Annotated in this window: 8 protein-coding genes, 1 tRNA gene and 1 pseudogene; 1 reads left to right on the top strand and 9 read right to left on the bottom strand. The window is 58.3% G+C overall.

The features are described from left to right. Positions 1-33 precede the first annotated feature (33 nt). The 9 genes from HMPREF9538_RS22515 to HMPREF9538_RS0126965 all read right to left on the bottom strand — a co-directional run bounded on the left by HMPREF9538_RS22515 (position 34) and on the right by HMPREF9538_RS0126965 (position 8,685). Positions 34-126: transfer RNA gene (locus HMPREF9538_RS22515), tRNA-Ser, on the bottom strand. Positions 127-447: 321 nt separating this feature from the next. Next, entirely contained in the window at positions 448-633 is a 186-nt protein-coding gene (gene csrA, locus HMPREF9538_RS22520) for a carbon storage regulator CsrA (RefSeq protein WP_000906486.1), read from the bottom strand. Positions 634-996: 363 nt separating this feature from the next. Continuing rightward, a complete protein-coding gene (gene alaS, locus HMPREF9538_RS22525) occupies positions 997-3,624 on the bottom strand; it encodes an alanine--tRNA ligase (protein WP_009484172.1) in 2,628 nt (875 codons plus the stop codon). A gap of 250 nt (positions 3,625-3,874) precedes the next feature. Continuing rightward, a complete protein-coding gene (recX, locus tag HMPREF9538_RS22530; RefSeq protein WP_004213244.1) occupies positions 3,875-4,375 on the bottom strand; it encodes a recombination regulator RecX in 501 nt (166 codons plus the stop codon). A gap of 67 nt (positions 4,376-4,442) precedes the next feature. Continuing rightward, the gene (gene recA / locus HMPREF9538_RS22535; RefSeq protein ID WP_002914769.1) at positions 4,443-5,501 is read right to left on the bottom strand and encodes a recombinase RecA; all 1,059 of its coding nucleotides are present in this window, start codon (positions 5,499-5,501) and stop codon (positions 4,443-4,445) included. A 90-nt stretch (positions 5,502-5,591) separates the two neighbouring features. Then, on the bottom strand, positions 5,592-6,089 hold the full coding sequence (pncC, locus tag HMPREF9538_RS22540) for a nicotinamide-nucleotide amidase (RefSeq protein ID WP_002914771.1): 498 nt from the start codon (positions 6,087-6,089) through the stop codon (positions 5,592-5,594). Between the two features lie 139 nt (positions 6,090-6,228). Further along, positions 6,229-7,107, bottom strand: a complete 879-nt coding sequence (locus tag HMPREF9538_RS22545) for a metal ABC transporter substrate-binding protein (protein WP_020316664.1) — start codon at positions 7,105-7,107, stop codon at positions 6,229-6,231. 7 nt (positions 7,108-7,114) lie between these two features. Further along, positions 7,115-7,978, bottom strand: a complete 864-nt coding sequence (locus HMPREF9538_RS22550; RefSeq protein ID WP_009484168.1) for a metal ABC transporter permease — start codon at positions 7,976-7,978, stop codon at positions 7,115-7,117. Continuing rightward, positions 7,975-8,685 (bottom strand): metal ABC transporter ATP-binding protein, encoded by a 711-nt coding sequence (locus HMPREF9538_RS0126965; RefSeq protein WP_015958867.1) that lies wholly within the window; start codon positions 8,683-8,685, stop codon positions 7,975-7,977. The genes HMPREF9538_RS22550 and HMPREF9538_RS0126965 overlap by 4 nt, the downstream gene beginning before the upstream one ends. 277 nt (positions 8,686-8,962) lie before the next feature. On the opposite strand from HMPREF9538_RS0126965, the pseudogene HMPREF9538_RS32755 reads away from it, so the two are divergent. Beyond that, positions 8,963-9,090 (top strand): annotated as a pseudogene (locus HMPREF9538_RS32755) (hypothetical protein); the annotation flags it as partial.

Raw genomic sequence — 9,090 nt, 5'->3', positions numbered from 1 at the left:
AGTACTCTATCCAGCTGAGCTACGGATGCAAAATGGCGGTGAGGCGGGGATTCGAACCCCGGATGCAGCTTTTGACCGCATACTCCCTTAGCAGGGGAGCGCCTTCAGCCTCTCGGCCACCTCACCACACACGCCTCTTTCGAGTGCTTCGAAGAACTTGTTTCTGCTCTTCGTCGCTGCGATGGCGCACATATTACTTTCTGGTACTTATAAGTCAAACACTTTTTCGAGACCTTTTTTCGTTTGCACACTTCGCACGCAATTCGCGTGCAAAAACGGCAAAAAGGGCAATTTATCAACAGGAAATCAGCCCTGACGCTGGCATAACGCCAAACGACCAAAGCGGCAAAGGGTAATGAAAAGCGGTATGGCGCAGGGGGAAAAAAAGAAAAAGGGAAAAAGCGACGGTAAGTGATGCGCCTCACTGCACAGCGAGGCGCGGAAACCTTAGTAACTGGACTGCTGGGATTTTTCAGCCTGAATACGCTGGTAGATCTCTTCACGGTGAACAGACACTTCTTTAGGGGCGTTTACGCCAATACGAACCTGGTTACCCTTCACCCCTAAAACTGTCACAGTGACCTCATCTCCAATCATGAGGGTCTCACCAACTCGACGAGTCAGAATCAGCATTCTTTGCTCCTTGAAAGATTAAAAGAGTCGGGTCTCTCGTATCCCGGCATTATCCATCATATAACGCCAAAAAGTAAGCGATGACAAATACCTTAGGGTATAAGCAGTCATGGCATCACATTCTGTTAAACCTAAGTTTAGCCGATATACACAATTTCAACCCGACTTTATCGTTATCAGTGTTTCTGACGCAAGGTGCCGTAACCCTCTGGTTATGGCACCTATACCCCTCATACTTCAAGTTGCATGCGTGTTGGCTTTCCTCGCTCACCCCAGTCACTTACTTGAGTAAGCTCCTGGGGATTCGCTGCGTCGCCGCCTTCCTGCAACTCGAATTATTTAGGGTAAATGCGTTTATAGTTATTACAGTTTTGCGCTGACCCAGCCTTTCACACTGGCTAACGCTGCAGGGAGAGCAGACGCATCGGTACCACCGGCCTGCGCCATATCCGGACGACCGCCCCCTTTACCGCCCACCTGCTGAGCGACCATACCAACCAGCTCCCCTGCTTTCACGCGGTCTGTCACATCCTTAGACACACCTGCAATCAGAGAAACCTTACCATCCGCTACCGTAGCTAATACAACGATCGTCGAACCGAGCTGGTTCTTCAGATCGTCAACCATGGTACGCAGCATTTTCGGCTCAACGCCGGTCAGTTCGCTGACCAGCAGCTTAACGCCGTTAATCTCTTCCGCTTTGCTGGAGAGGTTTGCGCTCTCCTGCGCCGCAGCCTGCTCTTTCAGCTGCTGCAGCTCTTTTTCCAGCTGACGGGTACGCTCCAGCGCGGCGCGAACCTTCTCGCCGAGATTGTGGCTGTCACCCTTCAGCAGCTGAGCGATATCATTGAGCTGATCGCTCTGCGCATGCAGGATGGCCATCGCGCCTTCGCCAGTCACCGCTTCGATACGGCGCACGCCAGCAGCGGTGCCGGACTCTGACGTGATGCGGAACAGGCCGATATCGCCGGTACGCGCCGCGTGAGTCCCGCCGCACAGTTCCGTGGAGAAGTCGCCCATCCGCAGAACGCGCACGCGATCGTCGTATTTCTCGCCAAACAGCGCCATGGCGCCGGATGCGCGCGCGGCATCGATATCCATAATGTTGGTTTCGATAGCCAGGTTACGACGGATCTGCGCGTTGACCAGGTCTTCCACCGCACGAATTTCTTCCGGCTTCATCGCTTCAAAATGCGAGAAGTCAAAGCGCAGCGCTTTATCATTGACCAGCGAACCTTTCTGCGCCACATGGGTGCCGAGCACCTGGCGCAGCGCCGCGTGCATCAGGTGCGTCGCGGAGTGGTTGAGACGGATACGCTGACGGCGAGCCTCATCTACGTCGGCCTGCACCGCGTCACCCACTTTCAGTGTGCCGCTGGCGACTTTACCGATATGACCAATAGCCTGGCCGTACTTCTGCGTGTCGCTGACTGCGAAGGAGAAGCCCACGCCTTTTAATTCGCCTTTATCGCCCACCTGGCCGCCGGACTCCGCATAGAACGGGGTCTGATCAAGGATCACCACCGCTTCCTGGCCAGCGCTAACGCTATCCACCGCTTTGCCGTCGATAAACAGGGCGGTAACCTTGCCGTTCAGCTCCAGATGATCGTAGCCTTTAAATTCAGAGGCGCCGTCAACGCGGATCATCGCATTATAGTCGGCGCCGAAACCGCTGGACTCGCGCGCGCGGCGGCGCTGCTCTTCCATCGCGGCTTCAAAACCAGCTTCGTCAACCTTGATGTTGCGCTCGCGGCACACATCGGCGGTCAGGTCGACCGGGAAGCCGTAGGTGTCGTACAGACGGAAGGCGGTTTCGCCGTCCAGGGTGTCGCCTTTCAGCTTCGACAGCTCCTCATCCAGCAGCGCCAGGCCGCGCTCGAGGGTGCGGGCAAACTGCTCTTCTTCGGTTTTCAGCACCTGCTCAACCTGAGCCTGCTGCTGCTTCAGCTCGTCGCCGGCGGAGCCCATCACATCGATCAGCGGGGCAACCAGTTTCCAGAAGAAGGTGTCCTTCGCGCCCAGCATGTTGCCGTGACGGATCGCGCGGCGAATGATACGACGCAGCACGTAGCCGCGGTTTTCATTCGACGGGATCACGCCGTCGGCAACCAGGAAGGCGCAGGAGCGAATGTGGTCGGCGATAACGCGCAGCGACTTGTTCGTCAGATCGGTCGCGCCGGTGACTTTCGCCACGCTGGCGATCAGATCGCGGAACAGGTCGATGTCATAGTTGGAGTTAACGTGCTGCAGCACCGCGGCAATACGCTCCAGACCCATACCGGTGTCGACGGACGGCTTCGGCAGCGGCTCCATGGTACCGTCAGCCTGACGGTTGAACTGCATGAAGACGATGTTCCAAATCTCAATGTAACGGTCGCCATCTTCTTCCGGGCTTCCCGGAGGGCCGCCCCAGATGTGATCGCCGTGGTCAAAGAAGATTTCGGTGCACGGGCCGCACGGACCGGTGTCGCCCATCTGCCAGAAGTTGTCAGAAGCAAACGGCGCGCCTTTGTTGTCGCCGATGCGGATAATACGCTCGCGCGGAACGCCTACTTCATTGGCCCAGATGTCGAAAGCTTCGTCATCGGTCTCGTAAACGGTAACCCACAGTTTTTCTTTCGGCAGCGCGAACCAGTTCTCACCGGTCAGCAGTTCCCACGCGTATTTGATGGCATCCTGCTTGAAGTAATCGCCAAAGCTGAAGTTGCCCAGCATTTCAAAGAAGGTGTGGTGACGCGCGGTGTAACCGACGTTTTCCAGATCGTTGTGTTTACCACCCGCACGCACGCAACGCTGTGCGGTGGTCGCACGCGAATAATTACGTTTGTCGAGACCAAGGAAGACATCCTTGAACTGGTTCATCCCTGCATTGGTAAACAGCAGGGTCGGATCGTTGTGCGGCACCAGGGAGCTGCTGGCAACTACCTGATGTCCCTTGCTATGGAAAAAGTCGAGAAACGCCTGACGGATCTCAGCGGTGCTCTTGCTCATAATTATCCTGAAATCAAGCTACACGTCATCCTTCAAGTCGCCTCTGTCCTGGCTGCGCTTGCTCTTCCGGCACCGAACTGACGTGCGTTGCGAAAGAGAGTCTCTCTTGCCGCCCTGATGCAGCTTGAATGATTTTGTGTAAAGGAATAATCGCCCAGGCCGCTGCCTGCACAGTCACAACCAGCGGCCCGACGGAATAAAGTGGGAATAAGATAAGTTTTCTTTACGGCGAAGTAAAATCCCGGATGGGTCAATCTGCAAAATTTCGCCAGATTTCCTGGATATCTTCCATCAGGTAGCCGCGGTAAAGCAGGAATCGCTGAACTTTCACTTTTTCAGTAAAGGCGGAAGGTAACGGTTCGCCGTATTTACGCTGTGCCTGCTCCCTGGCAAGGCTCACCCAGTCGATATCGCATTCGCGCATCGCCTGGTCAACGACCTGGCGCGCAATGCCTTTCTGGCTGAGCTCCTGGCGAATGCGCGCCGGACCATAGCCTTTGCGGCTCCGGCTGGCGATGAACTGGCCGACGAAGCGGTTGTCGTCAAGGTAGCGGTTTTCGATACACCAGGCGACAACCTGCTCCAGCTCGTCGGGGGTGACGTCCAGCGCCTCAGGACCGTTTTTGCTCATCACCGGAGCGACCAGCTTGCGTCGCAGCTCCTGCTCGCTGTGGTCGCGCATCGCCAGAATGCGGATAGCACGGTCCAGCAGGCGGGCGTAGCCGGAGCGGCGTGATGAAGGTTCAGTCACAGGCACCTCGATAATCTCACAAAGCAAAAGGGCTGCCTAAGCAGCCCTGTCAGTCTTGCAGACGATATCAGAAATCCTGTTCGGTTTCTTCTGCGTCGTTGCCGTCAACAACGAAGTCTGGCTTCGCATCCTGATTGTTGAGCAGCAGTTCGCGCACTTTCTTCTCAATCTCTTTTGCCGCCGCCGGGTTCTCTTTCAGCCAGGTGATCGCGTTCGCTTTACCCTGACCGATTTTGTCGCCGTTGTAGCTATACCAGGCACCCGCTTTCTCAATCAGCTTCTCTTTCACGCCGAGGTCTACCAGCTCGCCGTAGAAGTTGATGCCTTCGCCGTAGAGGATCTGGAATTCGGCCTGTTTAAACGGCGCGGCGATCTTGTTTTTCACCACTTTGACGCGGGTTTCGCTGCCGACGACATTGTCGCCCTCTTTCACCGCGCCGATGCGGCGAATGTCCAGACGCACAGAGGCGTAGAACTTCAGCGCGTTACCACCGGTAGTGGTTTCCGGGTTACCGAACATCACGCCAATTTTCATACGGATCTGGTTGATAAAGATCAGCAGCGTGTTGGACTGCTTCAGGTTACCCGCCAGCTTACGCATCGCCTGGCTCATCATACGCGCCGCAAGGCCCATGTGAGAGTCGCCGATTTCGCCTTCGATTTCCGCTTTCGGCGTCAACGCCGCGACGGAGTCGACGACGATAACATCAACCGCGCCAGAGCGCGCCAGCGCGTCACAGATCTCCAGCGCCTGCTCGCCGGTGTCCGGCTGAGAACACAGCAGGTTGTCGATATCGACGCCCAGTTTGCGTGCATAGACCGGATCCAGCGCATGTTCAGCATCGATGAACGCACAGGTTTTACCTTCGCGCTGCGCTGCGGCGATAACCTGCAGCGTCAGGGTGGTTTTACCGGAGGATTCCGGACCGTAGATCTCGACGATACGGCCCATTGGCAGACCGCCGGCGCCCAGCGCGATATCCAGAGAAAGCGAGCCGGTGGAGATGGTTTCCACATCCATGGTGCGGTCTTCACCCAGGCGCATGATGGAGCCTTTACCGAATTGCTTTTCGATCTGGCCCAGTGCAGCCGCCAACGCTTTCTGTTTGTTTTCGTCGATCGCCATTGTTACTCCTAATCATGCAGGGTAAAGCGTGTTCGCTTCGCCGTTAATATTTGTTCAGTTGAGGCAATTATACTGTATGGTCATACAGTATCAAGTGTTTTGTAGAAATTGTTGCCAGAGCAGATTTAGCGCATAGGCCGTCGCCTGACGACGCACCGCTTCGCGGTCTCCGGCAAAGCATTCCCGCCGCGTCACCCCTTGCCCGCTCACGCTGGCGACGCCGAACCATACCGTGCCGACCGGCTTTTCGACGCTGCCGCCATCCGGCCCGGCGACGCCGCTAACGGAGATGGCATAATCCGCACGCGCCGCGCGCAGCGCGCCAATCGCCATCTCCACCACCACCGGTTCGCTTACCGCGCCGTTGTCGCGCAGCGTCGCTTCGCTGACGCCGATCATTTGCGATTTAGCTTCGTTGCTGTAGGTGACAAAGCCGCGTTCAAACCACGCCGAGCTGCCGGCAATATCGGTGATCGCTTTCGCAATCCAGCCGCCGGTACAGGATTCCGCCGTGGTCACCGTCGCCCCACGCGCCTTCAGCGCCCGGCCAATCTTCTCGCTTAGCTGCATTAATTCTGAATCGGTCATTATCGCCCCGCGTTGCTCTGGATAAAGAGGCCATCAAAGATAGCACTTTCGACAGAGATATGGGGATGAAGTGGCGATTTTACGAGGGGGGATCCAGAAATGGGTCGTCCTGTGATAACCAGGACGACCAGACAACCTGTTACTTCATGCTGTTAGCGATAAGCTCAACGTTGTGACGCATCATTTTGACGTAACTATCGGCGACGCCGCCCGGCTTAGATAGCGCTTCCGGATAGAGTTCGCCCCCCGGCTGCGCGCCGGTGGCGCTGGCAATCTGCTTCACCAGCCGCGGGTCAAGCTGGTTCTCCATAAACCAGGTATGGACGCCATCCGCTTTGATTTGCTTAATCAGCGCCGCCACCTGCGCCGCGCTGGCCTCGCTCTCTGAAGAGAGCCCCTGTGGCGCGAGGAAGGTCACGTGGTAAGCCCGGCCAAAATAGCCGAAAGCGTCATGGCTGGTCAGGACCTTGCGCTTGGCCAGCGGAATGGCGCTGAACTGCGCTTTCGCCCAGCCGTCGAGAGACGTCAGCTGGTCGATATAGCGCTTGCCGCTGCTGGTCAACGCCGCTTTATCTTCCGGGTCGGCTTTCACCAGACCATCGAGGATATTCTGCGCATACAATGCGCCGTTCGCTGCGCTGTTCCAGGCGTGGGGATCGGTCACCGTTTTACCCTCTTCATCAAGGGTATGAGTCTTGACGCCTTTCGATGCCACCACCAGCTCGCCCTTAAAACCAGAGGCCTTAATCAGGCGATCCAGCCACCCTTCCAGCCCCAGGCCGTTAACCACCACCACGTCGGCCTTGCTGAGCAGCGCGCTAGCCTTCGGAGACGGTTCGAAGGTGTGCGGATCGCCGTCCGGGCCGACCAGGGTATCCACATGGACATGCTCCCCGCCGACCTGCTGCGCTATATCACCCAACACCGAAAAACTGCTTACCACATTCAGCGTTTTCGCCATGGCCCCCTGCGCCATCAGGCCGAGGGCCAGCGCGACCACTATTGCACTACGTTTCATCATTTCCTTACCCCATCAATGTGCGCCAACCGACCAGCAGCCGGCTGCGCGTGCCAAAAAATACCGAAACAAAAAACAGTGCGCTGGCGGTCAGCACAATAGCGGGCCCGGCGGGAAGACTAATCGCCCAGGAGAGGCTTAATCCCAGCCAGGCGCAGAGCGCGCCCATTCCCGCCGCCAGCAGCAGAATGCCCGGCAGCGTGCGCGCCCAGCAGCGCGCGGCGACCGCCGGGAGCATCATTACCCCTACCGCCATCAGCGTGCCGAGCACCTGAAACCCGGCCACCAGATTAAGCACCAGCAGCGCCAGAAAAAGCCCATGCAGCAGCGCAGGCAGCCGCCGGTGATTCACCTGCAGCCAGGCGCTGTCGAACGCCTCGCTGACCAGACCGCGGTAGCACAGCGCAATGCACAATAGCGTCAGGCTGGCGACGCCGCTGACAAACAGCGCCGCATCGCGGTCGACCGCCAGAATGGAGCCAAACAGCAGATGCAGGAGGTCCACGCTGGAGCCGCGCAGCGACACCAGGGTGACGCCCAGGGCCAGCGAGCCCAGATAAAATCCGGCAAAACTGGCGTCCTCTTTTAACGGTGTCCGCCGGCTCACCCACCCGGCCACCAGGGCAACCACGATGCCGGCGATGAAGCCGCCGAGGGTCATGGCCAGCAGCGACATGCCGCTCAGCAGATACCCCACCGCCACGCCGGGGAGAATGGCGTGCGACAGCGCATCGCCCATCAGGCTCATGCGCCGCAGCAGCAGGAAGACGCCCAGCATGGTGGTGCTCAGCGACAGCGCCAGACACACCACGAGGGCCCGACGCATAAAGCCGAATTCAATGAAAGGCTGAAAGAAGGTGTGCCAGATCATGCCGACCTCACATGACTGAAGGCCGGGAGCACCGCCCGGGTAGCGCCCCAGCAGGCGCGCTGGGGAGTCAGCAGCAGCGTCTCGGGGAAAAAGTCGGCCACCCGCTGGTTATCATGCAGTACCGCCAGGATGGTCTGTCCCTGCCGGTGCATCTCGAGGATCAAATCCATTAGTTCGCGACTGGTCGCTTCGTCGATACCGGTGAAGGGCTCGTCGAGCATCACCAGCGGCGCCTGCTGCACCATCACCCGGGCAAATAGCATGCGCTGAAACTGGCCGCCGGAGAGCGCTTCGATCGGCGTTTTCGCCAGGCCCGCCAGCCCGACCCGCTCCAGCACCGCGCCGATGCGTCGCCGGGTGCCGCCCCCCAGACCGCGCAGCAGCGACACGCCAGGCCATGCGCCCTGGCTTACCACATCCTGCACGTTGAGAGGAAACTGCGACTCGAGGGCATGGCGCTGCGCCAGCCAGCCGATCACCGGCCGTTTTCCCTGCCAGCGCAGGCGGCCACTGACCGGCGGAAGAAACCCGGCGAGGGTTTTCAGCAGCGTTGATTTTCCGCAGCCATTGAGGCCAACAATTGCCGTCAGGCTGCCGGGGCATATCATCCCGCTCAGCGGAGGGGTGATCGCTACCCCGTCATAGCCGGCGACCAGCTGCTCCAGTTCAATCATGGCAGCGTCACCGCCCACCAGGTTGCTAACCATAGCGCCGCCAGCAGCACGCCTGCGATAGCCGCGCGCGCCGCGCCGGATGCCATAAAAATCGATGTGAACATATCCCCGCCTCAATTTAATGTTATAACATAACGATAACGAAGCAAAGAAAGAATGTAAATCAGCGTCAGTCAGCGGAAATGTAACAAAGGTCAACAAGAGGCATGGAGACGGAAAAAACGGGGGGATAAGCGCGGCCTCCTCGGCGTCATCCCCCGGTCGCGCTGCGCTTCCCGGGGCTAGCAACCGGATACCAGACCGTAACCCGGATAAAGTGCTGGCGAACTCCGCCGCCAACGTGCGGATGACGGCGCGTAACGTAGCCGCAGTGTTGCCGATGGGCGACAAGCTGTCATTGAACTCTCCCCCGGTCGCGCTGCGCTTACCGGGGCTACG

This window comes from Klebsiella sp. MS 92-3 (genome assembly GCF_000195655.1).
GTDB classification, from domain to species: domain Bacteria; phylum Pseudomonadota; class Gammaproteobacteria; order Enterobacterales; family Enterobacteriaceae; genus Klebsiella; species Klebsiella pneumoniae.
This window is presented reverse-complemented; position numbering and strand designations above follow the sequence as displayed.